Below are 25,792 nucleotides of genomic sequence, written 5' to 3'. Positions count from 1 at the left end.
ACTAAATCGTAGGTTTTTTCAAGGAAGATGACCACATGGTTGACCAAATGGAAATTCGATTTTATCGGGCCAATGAAAAGCCATTCGGGCCACTGAGCAATCTCTATCGTCGAAACATTTCGTTTGAGGGCGAAATCTTCGTAACGTCGGAACATGCTTATCAGGCCGGAAAAGCGCGAAAGCCCGCCGTTCGTAAATGGCTTATGGAAGCCCCAAGCCCGGCGCTCCTCGCGATGGCAGCTCATGGTCTTTATTATTGGGATATTAGTCCTGGGTGGGCAAATATGAAGTTCGACAGAATGCGAGCGGTTCTCTATGCCAAGTTTACCCAGCATGAAGATCTTAAAGCTCTTCTTCTGTCGACGGGAAACGCCCGTCTCGTAGAGACAGCAACTGTAGATAACCCAGTCAATCGTCTTTGGGGTGAAGTCAACGGTGTTGGCAAGAACATGCTCGGCGTATTCCTAATGGAGCTTCGAGAGAAGCTCCGAAAGGAAGCCGCAGAAACCTGCTTGGTCGCTGCCGAATGATCAACAAATCACTCTGTATGCAGGAGTGATCGGGCGTGGGACGCACCACGATTTTTAAAAAGTCCGCGTGCGCCCGCATAGGCGCAGTTGGCTGCAGCCAGCCTTTGCCCGGCGACAACGCCAGCAACAAGAAGGCGACCATTCAATTCGTGAACGGTAAGTTCTTCGGTAAGCAGCCAATCGATAACTCCGACACTCACCATATCGCCCGAGCCGCAGGTGTCGATTACATCGTCGGCGTCAATAGCACTGCACCAGATTCTCAACGTCCCGTCATGAACCTCCAGACCTGACGAGCCATGAGTGACGATCTTGATACATTCGACGGAAATTCCGTCAAGATCGTCATCGAGTCGATCACTGGAATACTTAAGTATCGTCGAAAGCCTGAGCGCTCGCTGAAACAACTCTTTGTCGCCAATCTCCGAGGGTTCAAAAAATACTACGGCACCTCCGGCCCGTGCAACGCGCATGGCTCCCAGAATGCTATCCGACAGGCGGTCGGCATAAAAAATTGAACACGTCTGGAGGAGAGGAAGCGCTTCATTTAGCTCGGATTCACCGATTGGTTCATAACGGGGAAGATCGGTATCGGTTTCCGGGCATGTGAACGAAAAACGGTGGATGCCTGAAGCAGTGTCGAGTTTCTCAGCAAGTATAGGAGAGCGTAGTTCAGGTCTGCGGTGAATATGTTCGATGATAGCGCCGGCCTCGCAGAACTCTGTCATCAGCCTTTCGCCTGCGAGGTCGAGTCCTAACCGCAGGACTGGTGCGACGGCCCTATGGAGCATTGCAAGCGAAACGAGAATGTTTCCGCACGAGCCCCCAAGGCTTTCGTCAAAAAATTGGCCATCCTGGTATAATCTGTCGAGAACGGTGAAGCCGGTGCCAACAACGTCTGCTCGACGCTGCGGGTTGGCGCCAAAACGCGTCTCAAGTCTTGGCCCAGTTCCTGTCGAATGCGAGTGCTGCAACATCAATCTTCATCCCTTTGGATCCGTAAGGCTTCAAAGCACGCAACAGTTCCAGAAGTGCGTCAGGTCCTAATAGATGATCTCCAAAAAAAGACCAGCATCCATTGGCCATGCCGCATACGTCTCCCACACTTATACCATGAGGCGTTGCCAAAATCGCATAGTCGTTGCCGTTCCGCGAGCCGCTATCCCCTATACAAAGCACCGAGGCTCCCTCATTGATCTCTGCTTTGATCGCTTTGACTGCAGCAAGTTTGGAAGTCGTGGATGGTATAAGATCAAAACTATGGGCCGACGACGTCAATCGAACGCGCCCGTCGACAATCGGAGGGCACGTTCCTACATCTGCCAAAAACGTCGCCGCATTTTTCAGGTCGTCCTTTTGGATTGTCACCTGAATCCCTGGTTCGAATGAACATTCGCTTGCGAAGAGGCCGTTGTTGGCCCGAAGCCAAGCGATAGATTCGTCAATTGCCGGATCGGCAGAAGGTCGTTCAACGTTCGTATCGACGTCGAGTGTGCGGGAATAGCCACCATTGTAGTAGGAAACGACTACACTGGCATGGAGTTCCGGCCGAAGTACCTCTCTCAGATCCTTACCAGCAGAGCTGCCTCGACCTGTCGCGATCACGATCTTCAGCCCTTGAGACAATAGCCGTTCGAGTTCGTCAATCAGGTCATTTGCGGGAGGAGAAAAGCGTTCAGTCGTTCGAACGATGGTTCCGTCGTAATCGAGAACAAGCCCGCCAAACACAGCATCCGAAATGCCGGCAAGCCAATTCCTTTGAGCTTCGACCAAAAGCAGATGTTGTGATGAGAGATCATCATACCTGAGAACGGCCGCTCTTTTGTGTTCAACTGGTGGAGAAAGTTCCGCCGAAAGCGACAATAACGCCTGGTCCTCATATATACTCTTGGCATAGGACCCGATCGGCGGGCGGCCCGGATCGATATTGACCGCTGCCCCCATGGCCTCGACCAGTACAAGTGCATCAATCACCCCCAGCGCATTAGCGAGCCGGCCGGAGAGGCCAAGATCAATCTCGACTACGCGCAAGTCTCCGGGCAGATTTTTCTTCAACGCCCGCCATACGGCATGGCTATCCTGACTGACCAACGCAAGAACTATCGATGACGAGCTACGTTGATGGATCCACGCATGGCGCCCATGAGCGAAATTGCGAAAGTCAGTCGTCTGAACTGGGCAAATACCAGATTCCCAAAGCGACGTGTCGATTAGCGTTGCGACCGGCTTAGCCTGGGGATCGGCGAGCACAAGCAATGTATCGCCATTATTCAGCGAACGGAAACGGTCTTGTTGACCACCACGGGCTCCCAGCGCCAGTCTCTCCTGAACGCTCGCGAGGTAGTTAACTGCAAGTTCTGGTCCAACCGGCTCGCCGCAAACAAGGTCGCTTGCAAATAAGAGCGTAGTCGTCATCGCGACGAGTGAATGCGTTGCCAGATACCCATCTTTCAGGTCGACCACAGATACAGTGTGGATTTGGCCACCCGCGATACTTACTTTTGTAGCGGCCTGACCGCCTGGGTTGCGGGTGACAAGTTGAATAGAATGCGCCCGCCTCCTCACGGCAGTTTCCACCGCAGCCACGATATCTGCGTTGTCGCTGCTTGCCGAAAAAATCCACACATCGCAGTCGGCAATGCCTGAAGCTCCAAGCACGAACTGCATTGGGGTTTCTACGGAGGTACGGACTGAAAACAGCGTTTCCCTGCAGCGTGCGAAATACTCCGCGGCAATAGCCGAACCACCCGATCCAACGGCAATCGTAGGCCTTGCGCGGCCTTCGTCCAGAGCTTTTGCCAACGCCCTTGCGTCGCCTTCGACGCCTAGCGCCACAGTGTCGCCGATCCGATCAAGCTTCTCGCTGAAACGACTTCTCATATCTCTTCCGTTCGAACCAACGCATCGTAGTCGCCGTAAGCGGGCCCCGATAGAAGCACATGCACCATCATGTCCTCCTTCTCCTGATCCGAATCGTCCGGCGCATTAAATTCGTATCGCACCGTTTCAAGATACTGAACTGTTAAATCATGCTCGATTGCAGCCATTAATGCGCCTGCCGCCATAACCTTACTGCCAATGGGAGAGAGTATAACACGTGGTTCGAAACTGCCACTAACCGTCTTGTCGTAGCGCTGCTTGAGTGTTGAGAGAGTGCGATAACAATCGAGGGGATTGCGCTCCGAAACATAGACTAGATCGCGCGGATCGACCTGCCATTCATTTACGAGCTCGTTCTCATATTCACTGATGAGGCCGTCTGCGCGCCTCGGATCACGAGCGGGAAAAGGAACTACTGGACAGATTTTATAACATTCTCCGACGGAGAGGCCGATTTTCGTTAACGCCGCCTTGCGACCCTTCGCAAGCTGGGGGATCCAAATTCGTGCGGGATCTAGCAAACCGTCCAGAGCCACCGAACCGGAGAATCCCTTGACGGGCATTGGCCGATCTGCTGGTTCACTTACAATGTTGTCGTCAAGTTCGGGATTGGAGACTATCAGGAGATGGAACGAGCGGCCAACAGTTTCGCATTCTGAAAGTAGCAACTTAGCGGCTGGAAAGCCGATTCCAATCGAAAGCGCACTCATGTCGAGGACGATATCTGTAATCTTTGGATCAATGAGTAAAGCGCCGAGCGTGGCGGCAATGCGTGGCCCACCGATTGCCGCGCCATCGTCACCAAACACCTCTACATCAAGAATTTCACAATTCGGAACCAATGCTTTGAGTGCCTTGGCATTGTCGTTCGCCCGATCACGCAGTGCCGGGTCGGGTTGTCCACGCTCTTCGCGGATAAAAATCCCGCTCAGTCTTGGCCCAAGTACATTAGCAAGCATCGTTGCAATACGCTGCGATCTGGGATCGAAACCGGCCGCAGCGACGAGTAGGCATTGGCGCTCCTGTTCCCCGAAATAGGATTGAATGAAGCCTTCTACCTCAGTGTCAAAATGCGTGATGCAGTTACTCCAGTGGCGTCTCATTCAATTACTCGCTTCCAGAAGATAACTGATCCGCTTCTCAAGGAAGCCTCCGCGCTTGAAGGTTAGCCCATGTGCGAGACAAACCGTGCCCGAAAGCTCGATTAAACACCATGATCGGCCGCCCTGGCCGTAATTTCGACGGACGATGATCGCACCGTTGGCGAGCGCATGTTTCAACACGAAAGCGAGTTCGCTTTCACCACGCAGCAGTTCTTGGATTTCCTCTTCCGGAATCCCGATCGCATTGGCACCGGCGCCTAGCCGAGCGTTCGGTGAGCGCGATACTTCAAGGCATTCTCTTGCAATTGCGTCGACAAAAAGACGTACGCGTCTTGCAAAGGCAAAAGACCACCCGTCCATGATCGACCTTGCCTTTTCCACCAAAACGTTTTCTTGTGCTGCGGCGTTGAGGCCCGGATTCTTGCCACGAATCACTCGCGTTTCCATGCGCGCGACGAGCGCGCCCGCAAATTGAAGAAACAGCTCGGCATTTTCATTACTCGCATCACAAAGGTCCGAGATGCCATAGTGATAGGCCCGCTTCCAATTGTCGCTTAGATGAAAGCGGGCGGCCTCAGAAACGCCGGAATCAGCTTTCAACGGTGATTTCGGATCCGGGTCGAAATCCTCAAAGAGGGACGGTGTCATATGCTGGACGCGATTTGCATATCGATGCATCAGGATGCGTACCATTGAAAGATGGACCTCTGCACGCTTGTCGTAAGACTGCGATCCTGAAAGATGTTCTGAGACGATTGTCTCGATCTCTCGACGTCTGGCGGGCGTGATACCAAGCTTGGCCTGCTCGCGCTCTATCTGTGATGTAAGCTCTGTTAAACGTCCAGGTGAAAGTATAGGGGGCTCACTAGGCAACAACGCTGCGAAATCCGCATTGCGGTTTTTAAGCGACTGGACGAGCGGTAGATACCTGTTGGCCATGTCGAGTGCCATACTACGGAACTGGCGTCGCTCGGTACCCCGCTCCGAATGGCCCTGCATGCGAATATCAACGAAGTCTCGGCCCGTTGTCAGATTGTGTGTCTCCTGGCTACCTGGAGCCCCAAGCACTGCCCCCGGGCTCAGTGCGTCAAGCCGCATCATAAGCCAGCGTCCAAACCGAATTTCGCGCCGCGATAGAGCTGCAAACATGTCATCACGCTGATCGGGGTGCAGCGCATGAACGTCATCGAGCATAACGAGCGGACTAAGTGACAAGACCTCTCCCCGCCAATCAATCTCGATTGCCCGGATGGCTTCGAAGGGCTGATAAGGTGAAGTCGCTTCAATCGGCAGATTTTCGAACGCGGGCGGCCTCAAACCGGCGGAAATTGCGTATATCGCCTTTTGAACTTCTAATGCGCGGTCGCGAATGCCTTGCGCCGTGAGACCACCGATCTGTTCGATCTGCGCTTCGGAAGATTCGCGAGCAATAAAGCGAATGTCGTGCAGACCCCGACGCCGGTTAGCGGTTAAGTTGCGCAATAGGCCGAGCATAGCGCGAGCCTGCACGAGCCAAAGCGCGAGCTTAGTTTTGATGGCGGGCTCGTAAGGCAGTTCCCAAAAGTCGCGATAGTCGGATTCCATTGGAATGCGAACAGCGGCAACACGTGGTTTTCCGTCTCGCAGGAAGCCGGCGTCCGCTAGAGCAGTAGCCAATCCGCGATGGTTTTCGGTGGACAAATCGCGCATGACCGTCTCCACCATTTTGAATTCTGCTAACGTTGCCAGCATCGTCTTGCCGCTGCCCGGTTCGCCGATGATACGTACCGGAAGTTCGAACATCGCGTCCTTATGCTCACTTTTGGCAAGAAAAGTCGTCAGAGGTGCTGGACTGACGATCGCTAGAAAAGAAGCGTCATCGCGTACATATTCCGTGGCTCTGCGAAGAAAGGGATTTGCCATTTTTTATCCGTGACGGTCCCTACGTCGGAATAAGGGCTCCATCGGATGCCCATGCCTGCCACTTGTCTCGGCCCATAGAATGGAAAGACTATTGTTGGGCGTGTTGTGCTCAAGCACAAGTGGAATAGCGCAATCAGCGTATCCGAATTTCATGTGACTCTGTCCGGCTTCATCACAGTGTTTCTTAAGTCGATTGTACAGCTGATCGTCGTAATAGCTTTCACACAATTTGAGCATCGATGTATCAGCAGGGTGAGTGAGCTTTAACTGGGTCGGCAGCAGACATCCTTCCGTAATATCGACATCTGCAAAGGACTTTTCGTCCCAGTTCGTGCTGGCATGTGCTACGCGCTCTGTTAACGCGGCGCGCGCCTGATCTGTCGAGACATAGTGGTGGATGTGAAGCTTATAGCCCTCGGCAATCGGGAAACTTTCGTGCTTTCGTGCTTCACAGATCATGTCATTGAACTTTTTGAGCTTACCTTTCCACTTACCATTGACTTCACGAATAAAGGTGGTACCCGACGCCGTAAAATCGTCGATCAAATAGACATTATCGAAGCGGGCCTCATCCCCCTGCTCATTGCGCAGTTCCTTGCCAAGATCCTCCCACTTCTCTCGACTGATGTTCATCATTGGAACGATTTGTTCTTGTGACAGACGACCGGCGTTAGCCCTGCGCAAGACATCGATGCGGCTACCATCGCTGAGACCGATGAACAGAGACCGCCGCAGTACCCTGTTGAAAGCTTCAACCCCTTCTTTACGTCCCCAAACTTCATAGGGCTTGATACCGGCATCGATCGCGGCGGCCCTGCGCAGAAATGGCGTAACAGTCTCTGGGACGAATATCTCAATAACGCGCTGCATCTCCGCTGCTGAAATGTAGACGAGGCGTCGGCGTACAAAATCATAAGCAGTTTTGCGATCGGCCTGGGCGAACTGACGAAGCCAGGTAGCTAGACTCTCAAAAAACCTTACACCAGCTCTAAAGTCCGCATAGCCGTCATATTTGACAGATGACATCAGCTGTAGCCAGCCATATTCCGAAGTTGCTTCATCATTATCCCATTGCATTAGTTCTGCAATGAGGTTCAGGCCAAGAGTACTTATCATCTGTTCTGCGCCCACGTCACAACGGAGAACGCTATGCTGACTTTAGAAGCTGCCACGTTTTCCTTACCCGCAAGAAAACTTACACAGATTCGCTCGGTGTTCTAGTTAGAGTTGCGTTTGGCGGCTTCTTTTCCCCTTGTGAAGTTCGTTCACAAGTTAAAATTGCGCTTGTGCATCAGTGCAACTGCCCGAATCTAAAGTTCTGATCAACTCGGAGCTCTCCACTGCGCAACAACAGGGTCGTTTGATACAATGGTTCGGCAGCCGATATTTCTCTTTAATAAGCCGCCACAATATCAATATGTGAGAAAATTTTGGCCCATTCGTAGACCGGTCGCCGTGCGCGAGCAGATGGGCCAATTACTGCCGCGCACGTGCCGATATGTGGGCGACGAGAAGCATTCAAACTTATGTCTATTGTGTCGATTTTTCTGTGAGCGTTCGCATCAAAATCGGCTTTCGACAGTCAAAGCCACACATTTTCACGGCCATTACAAAAAAAATGCAAATAGGCCAATGTCAAAAAAACGACCACCCCCAAGAATCGAAAGGGCCCTAGAAGGGCCCCATCTTCAAATTATCGATTCTTTAATTATCGTCGCAATTTTGCCATTTCAAGAGGCAGACGTCAAAAATTTCCTGCGATTTGCAATTTTGCAACAGCCAGGGACTCCAAAATCGGGAAATAAATCGCTATCTTTTTTGGAGACGCCGCGATCAGGAAATACAGCCAAGCGACTTATTTTGTTTGGAAATCTGATCGGTTGTCCGCATTTACTTCGTTACGCCCAGATGTGGGTGCAGCGCAAATGATGTTCTGGACGCAACTGCGTTCGCCAAAAACAGAAAGACGCTGAGGCGGCAACCTCAGCGTCCTTCAAAAACCCATCGTCCGACCTCTCCAGAATAAGCGGGGAAGGACAAAGTAGCCACAACTGTCGCTACGCTCTGAAGTATATGGTCTCCCATGACTCTTCGTCAAGAGTCACGACCAAATTTTCGGTGCGTGCGGCTGCAGGAGAACTGTATGCCAAGCTCTGACCGAATATCTCATGATCAATTCCCCAAAAACGGCGCGAAAACACAGTACAATCCCGGCATAACACCGGACGGATCCTCACTACCCCCTTCACACAACCCTGCCCCAAGTTTGCGACCTACAACCAAAAACGTGTTCGCTTCGCTGCAGGAGATGTTCCTGCAGGGCCGAGAAAAGGCTGGTGTCACATTCCGTCCGCCCCAAAACTCCGTCTCTACCCGTAATTTTCATAGCCGGAGCACTTTCAGCAATCGTGGGGAGATTATCGCTCACAGGTTTGATCGCGTTATACGATTGGAGTCTCACCTGGAATATAAGGTCGCATTGACCTTTCTGGCTTCGGCCAATGTCGCCGACTTGGCCGAGCAACCGCCAGCGCGCAGCTTTATCGACGCTAGCGGGAAATCCTTTGCCCACACTTTCGATTTTTTGGTGACCTTCAACGATGGGCGTCGCTTTTACCTTTATGTAAAACCGTGGGCGATCGTGCAAAAGCGCAGCCTTCAATCAATTCTCAAGTTGATGACTGAACAACTGGATCAACGTGACGCGGACGGGATTCTGCTTGTCACAGATCGCGATATCAATCCGGTGGCGCTACATAATGCGGAGTTGCTTCAAGCTGGCCTGAACAGCAACAAGCCCGATGTCGAGGCGCAACTTGATCAAATCTGTTCAACGCTAAAGTCTGCAATCGCAATCAAGGACCTTGCAGAAATGTGTGGCGGCGCGCGCATAGCGTTTCGAACAGTGGTCAGGTTTATTGCATTACGCAAACTGTTCCCGCTCGAAAAGGGCCGGATTGAACCGACTTCACTTGTGTCCGTTTCTGCTTCGGAGGCGGTGTGATGACCAAGACAGACACCCCAGTACGCCAGTTTAAGTTCGGACCTTTCGATCAGATTACGATCAATGGCCGCCATCACACGATCTTTGAGCCAACACCCTTGGGGCATATTCTTCGGTTGTTATCGACCGGCGAACATAAATTCTTCAGCCACGAGGAGATCGCTGCGCTTCACTCCCGTGGAAAACTCTCGGTGAGGAAAGATTACTATACGATAGAAGAAACGTTCGCTCGCACAAAATCGAAGGTCGATCATCTCTTTGAGTTGTCGGAATCTGACCAGGCAAAGATCGAATACAAGTTCACCGTCTGTCAGAAATTTATGCAGGCGAAGAAAAAGAAAGGCAGTCGTTGTCTGCAACAAATTGTCGACGATATCCAGCAAGAACTTGAGGGAACATCGATCGGCCTAAACTGGGCCAAAGCTAATAGCAACGAACGCAAGACAATGAAGCCGGTCGAAGAACGCGACCTCCAGAAATCATTTTCGCGTAAGAGGCAGGGTGGCACGCCAATCGTGACGAGTGAGAAGACAACACTTGGCGCGGTACGACGATGGCTTCGTACATTGAGGAAAGGAAACTATAACCCGATCTCTCTAAGGGATGGACGCTTTCGGTCAGGCCATGGACCAAAGATATCCCAGGAGATATGCGAGTTGCTCGCCAGGCACGCACGCTTTTTCCAAAACGAGAATAGGCCCAGCGCGAGCCATCTCTATAAAGATTTGAAAAATGACGTCGATACCTTGAACGCCGAGCGTGCCAGCAGGGGTGAGTACGCTTTAAGCTACCCTTCATTAACGCGTTTCCGAGCGGATATCAGCAAACTTGATCAATTCATAACGTATGCGTCGCGCCACACGCTCGATGCAGCGCGTCGCAAATATCGAATGATTGGCAATGGCCTGGATGATACCATCACACGTGCGCTTCAACGCGTGGAGATGGACGGTTGGCAAGTTCAACTGCATGTTCTTCTCCAAAAAGAGCCCGAGTGGAATGAGCTACCTGAAGACCTTCAGGAAGCGATCAAAGCGGCACGCGTCTGTGTCATTGCGGCGATTGATTATCGATCTCAGTGTATCGTTTCGCTTTGGCCATCTCTCACCGAAAACGCCAACGCAGCCATGCAGTCGTTCAGAATGATCATGCAGGACAAAAGCAAACTTGCGTGCTCAGTCGGGGCTGCAAGTCTCTGGCACATGAACGGCAAACCAGAGCTACTCGTTTTTGATAATGGATCAGCATTTATTGACACGGTCTTCCGACGTGCACTTGCTGATTGTCGTATCAGCTATGCGGTTACCGTTGGTGGTATTCCTTGGTTAAGGTCGCGAATTGAGGGCGCTTTTAAAAAATTTGCCCGCGATTTCTTACAGGATTTCACTGGTCGAACCTTTAGCAATGTCGTGGACAAGGGCGATTACCCTGCACAAGCACGCGCGTCTGTTTCTCTCCAGAACTTTCTGATCGCTTTTTTCAGCTACGTAGTCGATGGCTATCATAATATGGCGCTGGAGGCACTGGGCGGATATACGCCCGCCGAAGAATGGCAACGGCTTGTGGATCTTTATGGTGAGCCAGCTGAAAGTCTTGATTATGATGATTCCCGAGCAGTGTTTGGCGCAACATATATTCGCACCTTAAGCTCGTCAGGCATCTATTTTATGGGTCTCTACTACAATTCGACGGCGCTGCAAGCATGGCGTCGACGACACGGAGACAAGAAAATCGAGGTCCGGGTTGATCCACAGAACCTTGGTCGACTTTCCGCACACACCGACAATGAGTGGATTATTGTGCCGACACACAGGCGGTTCGAAGGCGCGTCCATAGACGGTATCAAGTTGATGAGCCGTGAAATCCAGCGCCGGATGAAGGCTCGTCAAGAGGCGCATAAGGATATTCTCAACGACGTTCGCAAACGTATTCAAGATATTTCTCAGGCAGCCCGCGAACAATCCGGCATCATTCACCTCGCGCCAACACAGGAAGAGATTGACCGCATCGAAGATGGATTAACTATAGGCTTCACTATGGGTGACGTATCGCCCGAAGACCTCGACGCCGACGATGTCCTCGGTGCCATTCTCGAACGCGCCAGTTTAGCATTGCCTGCGCCGGACGTCCCTGCCCCTTCGTCTGTCCCGGAACCGCAGGTGCGCGCACCGGTCCGCAAAACCTGGATTTCGGAGGGCGACGATGAGTAACGTCCTGTCTACCTTTATAGATGGCGATGTCGGGCCCCTGACCGAGATTCGTAAAAAACTCCGCTCACAATATCTGGCGACTGGACGTGACCACGACCTCGAGCTGGCCTACCGCGAGCTTATGAATGGGCGCTTCAGTGGCACTCTGCCCGGTCAAGAGCCGGAAGGTCGCCTGTTAACGGTGACCGGGACAACCGGTGCAGGCAAGACCATGGCGGTCGATCGACTGTTAACACGGGATCCGGGAGGATTTGCTGCCGCCGGCCGTGTTTTGCGTATCGTTGCACCCGTTCCGTTTTCGCTCAAGGGTCTCGGCCGCTGTTTGCTCGCGGCATTGGGATATCCTTTACTGAGGGACCTAACTGTGACTGCAGTCTGGGAACGCGTCGATGCACAATTGGCTGTACAAAATCCGGCACTCATTATCATCGACGAAATCCAGCATGCAGACATTATACTGAAGGGGCCGACATCGACAGTCGAGATGGAGATCGCCCGCCTGCAGGACCGCCTTAAGTCCATTCTGGTCGGGCCGAACCGCACTACAAACCTACTATTGGTGGGGCTGCCCCGATCCAAACGATTGATAGAACAGGACGGACAGTTGTTGCGCCGTAACCAGTACGTCAATTTTTCACCACTGGAACCGCATGGTGAAGACCCTGTCATGATCGGGGAAATGATCCAGAAATACGCTGCCGTCTGTGGCGTCCCCATCGTCACGGACCTGATCGACGATCTCGCGAGGCGGCTGATCCATGCCGCCGGACATTCGCTGGGTTTAACGCTTGAAACGGCAAAAGCGGCGGCGTTTCATGCTCGCCGTGAAGGTGCACAATCTTTGGCGCCCTGTCATTTTGCCGATGTCTATCAAGCTGTTACCGATGCAGAAGTGACAGCCAATCCTTTCTTGATCCATGATTGGCGTCGACTGAACGACAATATGACAACCATTCACCACGAAACGCATGTCGACGAAAGGGTAGTCCCCCGTTCTGGCCGACCAAAGCGCGCCAAGGTTAGAAGGGCGGACAGATGATAAAATTGAAATTGACAGTTCCGATAGGTGATGGCGAATCTGCGACGTCGTTTATGTCTCGCGTTGCGGCGAGAAATGGCACCGTAAATGCAGAACACTTTGGTTCCGATATACAAATCCCTTTTTCGAGGATTATCGCGGGCGACTTGGCGATCATCGAACGCCTCGCCGATATCGCCGGCGTAGATTCCCGAGCATTGCTCGAGCATCGCATTCAACCGCGCGGTACAAGATACGATTACCGTGGGCAGAGGCTTGAAAAGAACCAGCTTTGCCGCGCCAATATAAGAGTGTGCCCACTTTGCCTGTGCGACGACGTTACCGGTTCAAATCTGCCCGCGGACATCGCGATGTTCGGCCGCGCAATCTGGACCATCAAGCCAATTGAAACCTGTATCCGACACCATACGGCCCTCGTCCGGGTCGGCGAAGTGAAGGCTGGTGAGCGCCCGCATGACTTTTCCGCGATCCTTTTTGGCCGGAACATCGATGCGACTACGCTCACCCCCAAGGTTAGGCCGCAAACGCCCACTCAATTCGAAATGTACCTATTTGAAAGAATTGAGGGAAAATTAAGCGGCAACTGGCTTGATAACTTCGCGTTCTTTGAGGTGGTTCGCGCCTCTGAGATGATTGGTGCATATCTATGCGGCGGTCGCCGCTTTGTTATGCCGAGGTCCAATTATGAGCTTCGGATTGCCACGTCCGAAGGCTATCGGACTTTGTCGTGCGGCGAACCTCATCTGCACGCCAGCCTGGATGATGCTCGGTGCAGGTTTTCTCGGCGAGGACAGAACAAATCACCTCGATCAGATTTTGGACCGCTGTACCGCTGGCTATATGCGGACACCGATCAAACCGACTATTCACTGTTACGCGCTTCATTTTCGTCATACATCCAAGACACGTATGGCCTAAGTCACGACGAAATTAAGAGCGGAAAGCGCATACCTAACTCTATTTCTGCAATTGCTGTGGCCCATGGCTTACATCCCCTCACCGCACGTAAAGCGTTGCGCGAGGCAAACCACCTGCCGGGAGACGGCGCGGAAATTACCGAACTTGACGTATCTGTCGTACGCGAAAATAGTGCGGCGATATTGGAGAGCATGTCATCCAGTCTCTCCCGAACCGACCTCATACGCGAATTTAACGTACCGAGGCCGCACGATCAGTTTGTTATGGATTACTTGACCCCTCTGTTTTTGCGACGCGGCAAAGATAAAGGTCTAAACCATTACTTTCCGCGAAGCGAGGCCGAGGCCTTCTTTAACCGCCTTCTCGAAGGATCAATGCCGATTGATCAGCCTGAACCTGATCAATCGTGGATCGGTTATGCGGCAAAACGGGCATGTTGCTCATCGAAAGAAGTCTTGGATTTGATTCTCGGCAAGAAACTCGAATGGATTGGCCGCGACTTATCAACGACCGGGTATAAATCCATTCTTGTCAACGTCGACGAAATTAAACGGCTGACGCAATTGCCCCGCTCAGAAGGCTTGACGCTACAGAGAGCTGCCGAAAAAATCGGCGTGTCCAGCAATACAATGGCAAAGATTGTCAATGCAGGCCTACTTTCTCGTACGACCATAATCAACCCTCTCAACCGGTGTCCGATTCTTGTAATTCCGTCAGCCGAACTGATCGAGTTTCAGAAGACTTATGCGACGATTACTCAGATATCGACTGAACACCAGGTTCATTTTCTCAGGGCAAAAAAATCACTCAAAGCAGCTGGAGTTACCCCCATTGCGGCAGCCGAAGCACTGGGCTTGAAAGTTTACCGGCGCGCCCAAATACCTGACACACTTTAAACAGCTCTATTAAATCCAAGCACTGCCGCGGTCGAAAAGGCCGCGGTTTTTTTGCGTTTGGCCGGAAAAAAGCGCCAACACGCCATATCAAAAATGTGCAGGTTTTTCCCTTCAATGCCGCAATATTCACTATGTACGGCATCGAAATTATCCAATAAATTCAATGGGGCGTCGTGCTGATTTTGGGTGCCTATGCACCTGTTTCGATTGAATCATAGGTAACGCTCTAATTATTCGTCTATTCTTATTATTCTACGCAAAACCGATATGAACATTTGCTGGAAATACTTTAAAGATTAGAGATGATATAAAAGACAGGCCGGGTTTTTCCGGCCTGTCTTATTTTATATTAGAGATTATTAGCCGGATATCAGTTAAATTAGTCAGTGTTCTTTGTAAGAAGAAAATTAAAAATATTGGAACTCAATTGTCTTCTCTACGTTCAACTAATGCAACCGAGCGTATAAAGGAGATAATTATGCTTAGAACAGCGCTTCTGACAACGACGTGTGCATTGTTTATTGGTGGCACAGCCTTCGCGCAGACTGCGACACCCGCCCCCACAGATGCGCCCGCCGCAGCACCGGAAATGCCGGTTTCGTCCCAGAATATGTTTGGCAGCCCGCCAGCGGAAAATGCCGATCAGGTTGGCTTTATGGAAGCCAAGGATGGACAGATGCTCGTTTCGAGCTTCATCGGACAGAGTGTTTATGAGAGTGATGCACCTGACGCAGCCTCAGTCGGTAAGTTGAACGATCTGATTGCAAGTCCAGAAGGTGAGATTGAAGCAGCCGTGATCGGCGTCGGTGGTTTCCTAGGCGTTGGTGAAAAGGATGTCGCGGTAAGCCCAGATCAGCTTCAGCTTGCAACGCGTAGTGATGGTAAAAAGTGGCTTGTCATCAAGGCTTCAAAGGAACAGCTGACAGAAGCTCCGGCTTTTGATCGATCCGCCCTCTTTGCGGACGGTGTTGCTGATAAAACAGCGACTGGCGAAACCAATGCGCCGGCCGCAGATACGCCAGCAGCTGACCCAGCACCCGCACCAGCCACACCTGCCCCCGCGCAGTAACTTAAAAATCCTTGTGTCCTGTATGGTAAAAGTCCTGGCCTTTGGCCGGGGCTTTTATTTGAAATGAGGCTCGAAGGTTGATTTCAGAAACTCATCCACGTACCAGTGTTTCACAATCACCAGATCATTTGGCTTAGTTTATTCGGGAAAGTCTATTGTCGGAATTCTTCATTGCCCATCCCTGGGCGCAAACGGTTGCATCCCTTGGCGGTCTTTTTCTTGCGGCGTTTGTCGCAAACTTCCTTATCAAAGCGATACTACTGAAGGTTCTCGACAGGATCGTTCAACGGACGGCATTTGGTCAGGATGAAGAGCTCAAGCAGAATGGCGTAATTGGCCATCTCGCTAATATCGTTCCGGCATTGATTATTTCGTCGGGCATCGCCGCTGTACCTGAACTGCCACAGACGGCACTGACAGTAATCAGCAATGTGGCGACGGCATTTATTATTCTGACACTGGCTTTCACGGTAAGCGCTGTTCTGAGCGTGGTTGATACGCTTTACAGCCGCCGCGAAGAGTCCAAAGATCGCCCGATCAAAGGTTATATTCAGGTCAGCAAGCTCGTAATCTACATTATTGCGATCGTGTTGATCATCGCGACGCTTCTTGATCGATCACCTGTGATCCTGCTGTCTGGTGTGGGTGCCATGGCTGCGGTTCTTATTCTGGTGTTTCAGGATACGCTGCTCTCGCTCGTTGCCAGTATGCAGATTGCTTCATCGAACATGGTTCGCGTCGGCGACTGGATCGAGATGAAAAATCTCGACGCCAATGGCGATGTGGTCGAGATCGCGCTTTATACGGTCAAGGTGCAGAATTTCGATAAGACAATCACCACGATTCCGATCCGCAAGCTCATCACCGAGCCTATGAAAAATTATCGCGGAATGCAGCAATCCGGTGGCCGACGCATTAAACGCGCGCTGTTTATCGATCAGGCGACAATCCGCTTTCTGAACGAAAATGAACTCCAGAGCCTTGCCTCGATCGATCAGCTCACAGGCTATCTTTCAAAGAAGGAAAAGGAAATCGCCGACTGGAATGCAAAGCTTGGCGACAAGGCAAAGAACCCGGTCAATACGCGCCGCTTCACCAATATCGGAACGTTCCGCGCCTATGTAGAAACCTATTTGCGAAACCATCCTGGCGTTCACAAGGGCATGACGCTTCTCGTGCGCCAGATGGACCCGACACCGGATGGTCTACCGCTCGAAATCTATTGCTTCACCAATACGACCGTCTGGGCGTCTTATGAACAGATCCAGTCCGATATTTTCGACCATCTCTATGCAGTGATGCCGGAATTCGGCCTCTATCCGTTCCAGAATCCAAGCGGCGGTGATTTCCGCAAGCTAAGTCTTGCGGATTTGCCTGCCGTCACTGCAAAGCCTTGATGATAGCGGTCTGAAGTTCGGGAACCTTGTAACCCGTCCGCGATGGTGTGAGACCAAGGCGAATAATGGCCAGGTTCATCGAAGGTACAATGATCAGGCTCTGGCCATCATGTCCCGACATCCAGAAGGCGTCCGCCGGGATGCCTTCTGTACCCGCTTGAATGCCCGCACTTTGCAGCCATGTTTGAGCTGATCCGTAACGCCCCTGCGATGCTATGGCTGGCGTCTGCATCAGACGCACAAAATCCTCGTTCAAGAGCTGCTTTTCGCCGACCTTCCCCTTATCGAGCAGAAGGCGGGCGATGGAGAGCCAGTCGCGCGCATTGGCATAAAGATAAGAAGAGCCGACGAATATGCCGCTCGCATCTGCTTCCAGCGTGGCGCTTGCAATGCCCAATGGTTCAAAGAGCACTTTCTGCGCGTAGGTAAATGCTTCTTCAGGCGTGTCGAAGCTTTCCATATAGAGCTTTGACAGGATATTGGCCGTGCCGCTCGAATAGTTGAATTTGGTGCCTGGCTGAGCTTCCAGTGGCAGTGAAGCTGCAAATTCGGTCATGTTGTTTTCGAGGAAAAGCATACGGGTAACGTCTGTGACATTGCCATAGTCTTCATCGAATTTAAGGCCGCTTTGCATCCCAAGAAGATCGGCAAGCTTGATCTTCGAGCGGTCGTCACCTTCCCACTCTGGCAGAAGATGGTCGCGCTGCAGGTCCATTTTGGCTTCCGAAATGCGCATTCCGATCAGTGTTGCCATTACCGATTTCGTCATGGACCAGCCCAAGAGAGGCGTATCGGCGTCAAAGCCCTGCGCATAGGTTTCGGCTATGATCTGGCCGTCTTTCAGCACAGCCACGGCTCGCATACCGGGGCCTGCTAATGCTGGGGTTTCGATGATGTTTTGAACGGCCGGGTTGATATTGATGTCTGCTATGAGAGCGGCTGCATCCATGGGCATCGTCAGTTGAGGACGCAGATCTTCATCATGTACGTTGGCGCAGCCAAGGCCCGGACGATAGACAGCTTTGCTTGGCGCGAAAAAGCCAAAGATATGCGCAGTGACTGTTTCACTTCCGTTATCGACTGACACATCGACAAATTTTAAAAGCGGGTGGCCCGGCGCCTGCACATCAAGCGCCAGAACCTCCTGCGGGTTGCGGTTTGCCAGAAATACATTGGAGCAGACGATCTTTGCGGCATAGCCGGTGCCGACTTTGAGAAGCTCCGGTGGCCGAAAGCCGAGCCACAAAACGACACCCAACAGGATTAAGAGGACAATGGAACCGGCAATTTTCAAAAAGCGTATCATATTCCCTCCCATGAGCCTGAATAGTGAGGCGTCTAACTGCCTCTCGAGAGCCAGTAATCCATGCCTTCTGCTGCGGCCTTCGCAATCGCAAAACATGCGGTGAGAAGATAGCCGCCTGTAGGTGCTTCCCAGTCAATCATTTCACCAGCGACAAACACGCCGGGTAGCTTTGTGAGCATATAATGCTCATCGATTTCGCTCCATTCTATGCCGCCTGCGGAAGATATAGCTTCCTGAATGGGGCGTGGACGAAGGAGCGGAACTTCCAGTGCCTTGATGGTTTGCGCCAGTTTGGCGGGGTCTTTTTCGCGCTGAAACTCGAGCACAAGTGCGGCCTTTACACCGGTAAGGCCCGCACCCTTTCGCAAGAGATTACTAATACTTAGCTTCTTATCCTGACGCGAAAGATCAAGTGTCAATCGTTCAAGCGTACGGCCCGGTGCCAGATCGAGAATAAGGTTGGCATGGCCATCGCGTTCAAGGTCATCACGCAAAGCAGCTGAATGTGCATAGACAAGACTGCCTTCCACGCCGCCACGCGTGATGACGAATTCGCCCTGCGTTACACCAGCCTTGCTGGAGATCGTTACCGACTTGAGCGGTTCTCCCGCAAAACGTTCTGCAAAGAGTTCGCTCCAGCTGACATCAAAGCCGCAATTGGCCGGACGCATAGGAGCAATCTGAATACCCTGCTCGGTGAAAGGTTCAAGCCATGCACTGTTGGAGCCTAGCTTGGGCCAGCTTGCGCCACCAAACGCAAACAATGCTGCATCGCAGGATATGGGCCCGATACCCGCCGGAGATTCAATGAGTGGCTTTCCGGACTGAAATCCGATCCATTTATGACGGGTCAGTATTTTGACGCCCTGCGCTTCCAGTTTTCGCACCCATGCGCGAAGAAGCGGTGATGCTTTCATGGCCTTGGGGAACACGCGTCCTGAAGAACCCACAAAGGTTTCAGCGCCAAGCGCATCCGCCCAGTCGCGCAAATTCTGCGGTGTGAATTGCTGCAATGCAGGCCAGAGGCGATCATTGCTCGCACCATAGCGCTGGGAAAATTGCGCAAAATCTTCTGAATGGGTGATGTTGAGACCGGATTTTCCCGCCAGAAGAAACTTGCGTCCGACCGTCGGCGTCTGCTCGTAAATTGTGACCGAATATCCAAGCGCAGACAAATGCTCGGCGGCGAACAGTCCTGCTGGTCCGCCACCGAAAATCGCAATCACGCGCTCACGCATCGCTGTCTGCACCGCACTCACACATCAATCTTCTTTCTCCAGCATTTCTTTAACAGCAGTTGCTAACTGCTTGAGAGAGAAAGGCTTTGGCAGGAATCCAAACTTGGCATCGGCCGGCAGATTGCGTGCAAAAGCGTCTTCTGCATAGCCCGAAACAAAGATGAACTTGATGTCTGGATGCGTCTTGCGCAATTCGCGCAACAGAGTCGGTCCGTCCATTTCCGGCATCACAACGTCGGAGACGACGATGTCCACCTGACCGTTCAGCTCTTCAAGCACCTCGAGTGCTTCAACACCGGATGCTGCTTCGTGCACGGTATAGCCGCGAGATTGCAGCGCACGTACGCCGCCCATGCGCACCGCGTCTTCGTCTTCAACGAGAAGCACAGTTGCGGAACCGGAAAGATCGGCAGCCTTTTCGATCTTCTTTTCCTTGACCGCCACGGGTGCATTGTCTGCGCCCTTTTCTTCAATATGGCGTGGCAGGAAGATTTTGAACGTCGTGCCTTTTCCAACCTCGGAATCGCAATAGATGAAGCCGCCGGTCTGCTTGATGATGCCATAGACCATCGAGAGACCAAGACCGGTGCCCTTTCCGACTTCCTTTGTCGTGAAGAATGGCTCGAAGATTTTTTCGAGCACATCGGCTGGGATACCCGTGCCGGTGTCTTCAACTTCAAAGACTACATAGTCGGCTTCTGGCAGATCACGATAGTTGAGCTTTGCTGCTTCGTTCGCTTTGACATTGCGTGTGCGCAGTGTGATCTCGCCGCCCTCCGGCATCGCGTCGCGGGCGTTTACAGCGAGATTGACGGCAACCTGTTCGAATTGACCAAGATCGGCCTTAACAGGCCAGACATCGCGTCCGTGTTCGATCTTGAGGCCAATATCCTTGCCGACAAGACGCGCGAGAAGCATACGCAGATCGGCCAGAACGTCTGTAAGATCGAGAACCTCCGGGCGGAGCGTCTGACGGCGCGAGAACGCGAGCAGCTGCCGCACGAGCGAGGCTGCACGATTGGCGTTCTGCTTGATGTTCATGATGTCCGGGAAGGACGGATCGGAAGCGCGGTAATTGCTCAGCAGCAAATCCGAAGACATGATGATCGCGGTCAGCACATTGTTGAAGTCGTGCGCGATACCACCAGCAAGCTGACCGACAGCCTGCATCTTCTGGCTCTGCGCCATCTGATTTTCAAGCGCCTTCTGCTCAGTGGTTTCGACAGCAGAAATGATCGCTGCTTCTTCGCTTGTTTCACCAAGATCGGTGACAGCACTCATATAGAAGCGAATGTGACGGTCTTCATTACCCGGCAGAACCGTGTCGACAGGCGAGATACTGGCCTGCCCTGCAAAGGCTGCAGCCAGTGCCTTATTGAAGGTTTCGCGGTCGCGTTCATGAACGACATTTTCAAGCTTGACGCGATTATCGACCGCATCGCGATCAACCACAGGGGCGAAAATATCGAGGAAGCGCGCATTGGTCCGCAGCGTATGACCTTCAGCATCCACTGCTGCAATGGCCATTGGAGCCGAATTGAAGAAGCGCGTGAAACGTACTTCAGCGGAACGCAATGCTGCCGATGAATCCTCGCCCTCGGCACGATCCAGCACGATTGTACGGCTTGTGCCACGCGTGCCATCACGAGCGGCCTGAACGCGGTGATAAAAGCGAACAGCGAGGCTCTGGCCATTGCGCTTGATAAGATCAAGATCGATGACTGTGTTACGGCTGGTGCCTGGCTCTGCTTTGACGGCTTTGATCAATGCCATGCCACTGCCCGCAACAATGTCATTGAGCGTAAGCGAGCCGGGTGTGAACTGTGTCAGGTCAACGCCAAGCCATTCGGCGAGCGTCGCATTGAGATAGATGATCCGGCCTGAAGGATCAGCCGAGAAGAAGCCTGCTGGTGCGTGATCGAGGTGGTTGATCGCTTCCTGCAGTTCCTGAAAAAAGCGCTCCTGTTCGGCGCGTTCATCGGAAATATCAGCAATCTGCCAGGCGACGAGTTGTCCCTTAAAATCCTGTCCGCCATCAACAGGGCGCGCCTTGATCCGATACCAGACGGGCGCGGCTGAACTTTGACCTTCACGCGAGAGGCCGCCGGAAATGCGTACTTCTTCCTGCGCCGAATGACCGTCGCGAACTGCATTTGTGAGGCGATAAATAGCGTCAGAGGCGGCTGGCTCACTGGTCAGAATATTATCGAGCGACCGAATACCATCAGCGCTCGCAATACCAGTCATGCCCGCATAGGCGTGGTTTGCATAAACGATCTGGCCGCGAGCATCCGAAATAACAGTGCCTTCAGGCAACGTATCCATGAAAGTGTGTGCGAGATCCTGCTCACCATGCCGCTGGCTGAAATGGATCAGCCCAGTTGCTGCGCCAAAGAGATAGAAAACGCCGATCATGGACAGAATGCCCATGAGTATGATGGCGAAGCCATCACCAAGCTGGTCGCGGAATACAAAATAGACGAGCGCTGCGACCGTCAACACGACGCCGATAATCAAAAGCCGCAGAGCTGCACTTGAGCCACGCTTCGGCATGACGAGCGGTTTCGGATAATTATTGTCCGTCTGTCGCGACATCAGGCCCACTGCCCTTTCATGCTATTTGGCTGAACTGCATGGACGATAAACCGTCCGTTCGCCGTTTCTTCCAGCTCAAGCGCTATCTTATTCATCAAGCAAAACCAATCACGTTCCCTGCTTTATGTCTTGTGCCAGATTTTGACGCATATTGCAGGGTATATCCGATTCGCAGAATGCGTTAATTGCCTGACAGCACAAGCATCCCGACCTCAAAACAGCATGAACCAATGTGTTTTGCACTGTTTTGGCTGGGGATCATATGTTTCTCGTAAATTGATGGAACATTCCCAAGTCAGGCAAATTGAACTAGTGTTCTGCGAGATATGTGTTGTCGCAGTAGATGGAGCGCGGGGAAGTGTGGCTTCATCGACTGGACATTATTCGTTTTTAGTATGAGAGGGTTACCCGCATGAAGGAATGGCTCAGCGGTCTTGTTGGAGAAAGTGCCGCAAATATTGTCGGCTTTATCCTTATTTTTGCGATCATTCTTGGCGGAATTTTCGTTGTTCTTAGTATTATCCGTCGCTTTGGAGGCGGGACTTTTGCCACGAACGGTCGAACAGGACGCCAGCCTAGACTTTCAGTGATGGATGCAGCGGCGGTCGACAGCCGTCGTAAACTCGTTCTTATTCGTCGCGACGATGTTGAACACCTTCTACTCATCGGTGGTCCGACAGATGTCGTTGTTGAACAGAACATCGTTATGGAATCGCGCGCCAACGCGCGGTCGCAAGCGTCACGTATCGAACCGGAACATATCGAACGTTTTCGCCAGCACGAAGCCAGCATCACAACTGAGGTAAGCGAGCGCCCGGCCCTTTCCCAGCAGAGCCAGCAGACGATTCAAAAAGACGAAGCCATTCAGCTCAATTCTCCAATTGATACGTCTGTTCAACGCAAGCCCGAGCCAGTCCGTGAAACGCCTGTGCAACAGGCTGCACCCGAAACGCCGCAATTCCGTGCGCCTCCGCGCCCTCCTGTGCCTCCAGTAACGCCTCAGGCGCCAAAGGTTTCTGAAACGCCGGTTGCGCCAGCCCGTCCTCAGCAGCCGCCCCGTCCAACGCCGAACTATCCCCCACAGCCACGCACCGTTCTTCCTGCTGCACGCCCTGCAGAGCAGCCGCAGGCACCGCGTTTGCATCCTGCCTATCCGCTTAGCCAGGTTTCGCGTGGTGTTTTGAGTTCGACATCAGGTCTTGGTGCCAGTGCAGCCGCAGCAGCAACGGTTGCTGCAGCTGATCTTGGTAGCGTGACGCCTGAGCGTGAAGTGACGCCAAGCGCGAAAACCCCGGCACCAGAGATTGGCGACATTCTCCAGAGCCCTGCAGTCACAACCTCATCAGCGCCTGATTTCACGCCTGCAGCCCCGAAATTGGAACCTGTAGCTGTTGTTTCTGATCAAGAAACAGAAACAGACGATGGTCTCGAAGATCTGGGCGGAGCACTGCATGACGCGATCATGGCAGATCTCGAAACCGATACGTCTGCCACATCTGGCAACAAAGAGCCGGAAATGCTGGAAGTCGATATTTTTGAAGAAGAACTTCTAGGATCTCTCGATATTTCGCCGAACGGTGGCAAGCCAAGCGACGATATCGAGGACGAAATGGAAAAGCTGCTTGGTGAACTGACCAAGGACGAAACACGCAAATTCTGATTTGCGGATAATACCAAACTCCTGAGCATGACTCAGGAGTTTTTGGTTAAGCCCGAGTGGCGACTTTGATCGCGAGTGGTATCTATGTTGAGAGTTTGCAAGGTAGAACTGGCTTAGCGGGAACGCTTGTCGTTTTAGGCTTTGTGATGGCCCGTCTTCGGTCTCTTGGTATTATTCAAAACGTATGCGGCTTTCAGCACCGGCAATCTACACGTATCCCTGATATAAATCTGTGTTGGAGCGACGAGAATTTAGCGGGGCAGCATATATGAAAAGAATAACAATCCTTATTTGCCTAATCGCGTTTACGGCTGTCGTTACTGGCTGTGCCAATCGATCATGCCGCGATTGGCCGGGGACGTGTATTATTCAGTAATCGAAGCGCAGTTGCCGGATTAATCCGTATTTTCTCCCGAAGAGATTGAACGGGTAAGGGCTGATAAGTGAGCGATGATGAAAAGTAAAATCGGAAAGCAGTTAGCACTGCTGGCGCCTTAATTGATGCCATCCGAGCTAGGTTCAAGAATGACGACAATCCGTCGAATAGACCGGTGACTTTTTCTTTTCAGCAGTAGAACCAACCAATAAAAAAGGCTGCGGTAAACCGCAGCCTTGAAATTTCTTATTCGACTGGATGAAGATCAATCGTCGCGATAGACCTTTTCGCGGCGCTCGTGGCGCTCTTGTGCTTCAATAGAAAGCGTTGCGATTGGTCGTGCATCAAGTCGTTTTAAACTGATAGGATCGCCGGTCTCCTCACAAAAACCATAGGTCCCCTCGTCAATACGGCCGAGAGCTGCATCGATTTTGGAAATCAGTTTGCGCTGTCTGTCGCGAGCGCGAAGTTCAATTGCCCGATCCGTTTCGGAGGATGCCCTATCCGCCAGGTCCGGGTGATTTGCATTTTCCTGCTGCAGCGCTTCTAATGTTTCGCGCGCTTCGCGCAGAATATCATTCTTCCATGCAACAAGTTTTGCACGAAAGTAAGACTTCTGCCGTTCATTCATGAACGGCTCGTCTTCAGTGGGCCTATAGTCAAGGTCGATCAATTCACTCATTCTGAATCACCCCACATCTAGGAGACGCGAGCGGTTATATAAGTCGATCGCAACAAGGACACAACATCAAACACACGCGTCTCACTACTTTTTAATTCATCAAAATTGTGTGATTTTGATGAAAAAATAAGCATTTTTTAAAACACAGATAATTAATTCAATTTTGTTTTCGTAAAAAACTTCAATATTTTAGATCGGTTGCTGCTTAAGAAATATAATTGCCGAATTAGCATAGCCTATGCTCTCGTTTTTGCCCATTATTGCAGCAAAACTACCTGTGTATATTGTGAGTGTTCGTCGAAAAATCGTCTGAAACTGCAGGTGGTGGGAGCAATCTTGCAGAAATTGTGGCATGGATTACGCTTCAGAAGCCTCAAAATGTTGTTTGGAGCCTTTCATGAGTCGCCTTTTTCTACTCCGTCATGCCAAGGCAATTTGGGCCAAGCCCGCGATGAAAGACTTCGACAGGCCGCTGGATGAGGAAGGTATTTCCTCACTGGACCAGTTGGCACAAGCTATGAAGATGTCTGGTATTTTGCCTGACAGGGTTGTGCTCTCCGCCTCCTGTCGGACACGCGAAACGGCGTTTGGGCTTATTGAGCGGCTTGGTATTGATGTTGAAACCGTTGTCGATGAAACAATCTATAGCGGTGGCGCAGGAGAATACATGAAGGCCATCAAGAACAATGCCGCCTCTGATCAACTCATGCTTGTTGGGCATAATCCCAGCATAGAAGATTTGGCTTTGGCGCTATGTGGCGACGGTGAACCTTCGAGCCTTTCGCGTCTTGAAGCTGGCTTTCCTACCGCTGCTCTTGCGACAATAACCTTCGATGGGCCGCTATCGGAAATCGCGCGTGATCGTGGTTTTCTGGAGAATTTTCCTTTGCCGCGTTAAGACGCTTCATCATTCTATCTGCGGCCTCCTTGTTGATACGGCTCATGAATTCCTATCTATGGCTGTGACAGGACGTAATTTTCACGAGG

At 52.0% G+C, this 25,792-nt stretch carries 18 protein-coding genes; 9 read left to right on the top strand and 9 right to left on the bottom strand.

What is annotated here, in order from left to right; all coding sequences use genetic code 11:
* Window positions 1-35 precede the first annotated feature (35 nt).
* A complete protein-coding gene (locus CEV34_RS14220) occupies window positions 36-530 on the top strand; it encodes an NADAR family protein (protein ID WP_094543785.1) in 495 nt (164 codons plus the stop codon).
* A gap of 8 nt (window positions 531-538) precedes the next feature.
* On the opposite strand, the gene CEV34_RS14215 is transcribed toward CEV34_RS14220, so the two are convergent.
* From CEV34_RS14215 to CEV34_RS14195, 5 genes are all read right to left on the bottom strand, one after another.
* Window positions 539-1,507: a PfkB family carbohydrate kinase gene (locus CEV34_RS14215; RefSeq protein WP_094543784.1), complete on the bottom strand. Its 969-nt coding sequence runs from the start codon at window positions 1,505-1,507 to the stop codon at window positions 539-541.
* Window positions 1,464-3,332, bottom strand: coding sequence for an HAD hydrolase family protein (locus CEV34_RS14210; RefSeq protein WP_171380046.1), 1,869 nt, complete (start codon window positions 3,330-3,332; stop codon window positions 1,464-1,466). Before CEV34_RS14210 ends, CEV34_RS14215 begins: the two co-directional genes overlap by 44 nt.
* Window positions 3,333-3,406: 74 nt before the next feature.
* Window positions 3,407-4,513 (bottom strand): hypothetical protein, encoded by a 1,107-nt coding sequence (locus CEV34_RS14205; RefSeq protein WP_094543782.1) that lies wholly within the window; start codon window positions 4,511-4,513, stop codon window positions 3,407-3,409.
* A complete protein-coding gene (locus CEV34_RS14200) occupies window positions 4,514-6,415 on the bottom strand; it encodes a hypothetical protein (RefSeq protein WP_094543781.1) in 1,902 nt (633 codons plus the stop codon).
* Window positions 6,416-6,418: 3 nt separating this feature from the next.
* The gene (locus CEV34_RS14195) at window positions 6,419-7,531 is read right to left on the bottom strand and encodes a phosphoribosyltransferase-like protein (RefSeq protein WP_094543780.1); all 1,113 of its coding nucleotides are present in this window, start codon (window positions 7,529-7,531) and stop codon (window positions 6,419-6,421) included.
* Between the two features lie 1,027 nt (window positions 7,532-8,558).
* Here CEV34_RS14195 and CEV34_RS26740 point away from each other — a divergent pair.
* The 6 genes from CEV34_RS26740 to CEV34_RS14165 all read left to right on the top strand — a co-directional run bounded on the left by CEV34_RS26740 (window position 8,559) and on the right by CEV34_RS14165 (window position 16,948).
* Complete coding sequence (locus CEV34_RS26740; protein ID WP_143853371.1) at window positions 8,559-9,419, top strand: PDDEXK family nuclease; 861 nt, start codon at window positions 8,559-8,561, stop codon at window positions 9,417-9,419.
* Entirely contained in the window at window positions 9,419-11,629 is a 2,211-nt protein-coding gene (locus CEV34_RS14185) for a Mu transposase C-terminal domain-containing protein (RefSeq protein WP_094543778.1), read from the top strand. Before CEV34_RS26740 ends, CEV34_RS14185 begins: the two co-directional genes overlap by 1 nt.
* Entirely contained in the window at window positions 11,622-12,668 is a 1,047-nt protein-coding gene (locus CEV34_RS14180) for an AAA family ATPase (protein ID WP_007874989.1), read from the top strand. Before CEV34_RS14185 ends, CEV34_RS14180 begins: the two co-directional genes overlap by 8 nt.
* Window positions 12,665-14,482, top strand: a complete 1,818-nt coding sequence (locus tag CEV34_RS14175) for a TniQ family protein (RefSeq protein ID WP_007874987.1) — start codon at window positions 12,665-12,667, stop codon at window positions 14,480-14,482. The genes CEV34_RS14180 and CEV34_RS14175 overlap by 4 nt, the downstream gene beginning before the upstream one ends.
* Before the next feature lie 478 nt (window positions 14,483-14,960).
* On the top strand, window positions 14,961-15,551 hold the full coding sequence (locus CEV34_RS14170) for a PRC-barrel domain-containing protein (RefSeq protein WP_007874986.1): 591 nt from the start codon (window positions 14,961-14,963) through the stop codon (window positions 15,549-15,551).
* Window positions 15,552-15,706: 155 nt separating this feature from the next.
* The gene (locus CEV34_RS14165) at window positions 15,707-16,948 is read left to right on the top strand and encodes a mechanosensitive ion channel family protein (RefSeq protein WP_007874985.1); all 1,242 of its coding nucleotides are present in this window, start codon (window positions 15,707-15,709) and stop codon (window positions 16,946-16,948) included.
* Here the strand turns inward: CEV34_RS14165 and CEV34_RS14160 are convergent.
* The 3 genes from CEV34_RS14160 to cckA are packed head-to-tail and all read right to left on the bottom strand — an operon-like array spanning window position 16,932 to window position 22,087.
* A complete protein-coding gene (locus CEV34_RS14160) occupies window positions 16,932-18,254 on the bottom strand; it encodes a serine hydrolase domain-containing protein (RefSeq protein WP_007874984.1) in 1,323 nt (440 codons plus the stop codon). The genes CEV34_RS14165 and CEV34_RS14160 overlap by 17 nt on opposite strands.
* Before the next feature lie 32 nt (window positions 18,255-18,286).
* Complete coding sequence (locus CEV34_RS14155; RefSeq protein WP_094543777.1) at window positions 18,287-19,492, bottom strand: TIGR03862 family flavoprotein; 1,206 nt, start codon at window positions 19,490-19,492, stop codon at window positions 18,287-18,289.
* Window positions 19,493-19,516: 24 nt separating this feature from the next.
* Entirely contained in the window at window positions 19,517-22,087 is a 2,571-nt protein-coding gene (gene cckA, locus CEV34_RS14150; protein ID WP_007874979.1) for a cell cycle histidine kinase CckA, read from the bottom strand.
* A 412-nt stretch (window positions 22,088-22,499) separates the two neighbouring features.
* On the opposite strand from cckA, the gene CEV34_RS14145 reads away from it, so the two are divergent.
* On the top strand, window positions 22,500-23,747 hold the full coding sequence (locus CEV34_RS14145) for a flagellar biosynthetic protein FliO (protein ID WP_007874977.1): 1,248 nt from the start codon (window positions 22,500-22,502) through the stop codon (window positions 23,745-23,747).
* Between the two features lie 641 nt (window positions 23,748-24,388).
* Here CEV34_RS14145 and dksA read toward each other — a convergent pair.
* Window positions 24,389-24,805 (bottom strand): RNA polymerase-binding protein DksA, encoded by a 417-nt coding sequence (gene dksA / locus CEV34_RS14140; RefSeq protein WP_007874975.1) that lies wholly within the window; start codon window positions 24,803-24,805, stop codon window positions 24,389-24,391.
* Window positions 24,806-25,202: 397 nt separating this feature from the next.
* On the opposite strand from dksA, the gene CEV34_RS14135 reads away from it, so the two are divergent.
* A complete protein-coding gene (locus CEV34_RS14135; protein ID WP_007874974.1) occupies window positions 25,203-25,703 on the top strand; it encodes a SixA phosphatase family protein in 501 nt (166 codons plus the stop codon).
* Window positions 25,704-25,792: the final 89 nt, after the last annotated feature.

It is taken from the genome of Brucella pseudogrignonensis (assembly GCF_002252525.1).
GTDB lineage: Bacteria > Pseudomonadota > Alphaproteobacteria > Rhizobiales > Rhizobiaceae > Brucella > Brucella pseudogrignonensis.
Note: the sequence above shows the minus strand (reverse complement) of the source record. Positions and strands in the feature narration are given on the sequence as shown.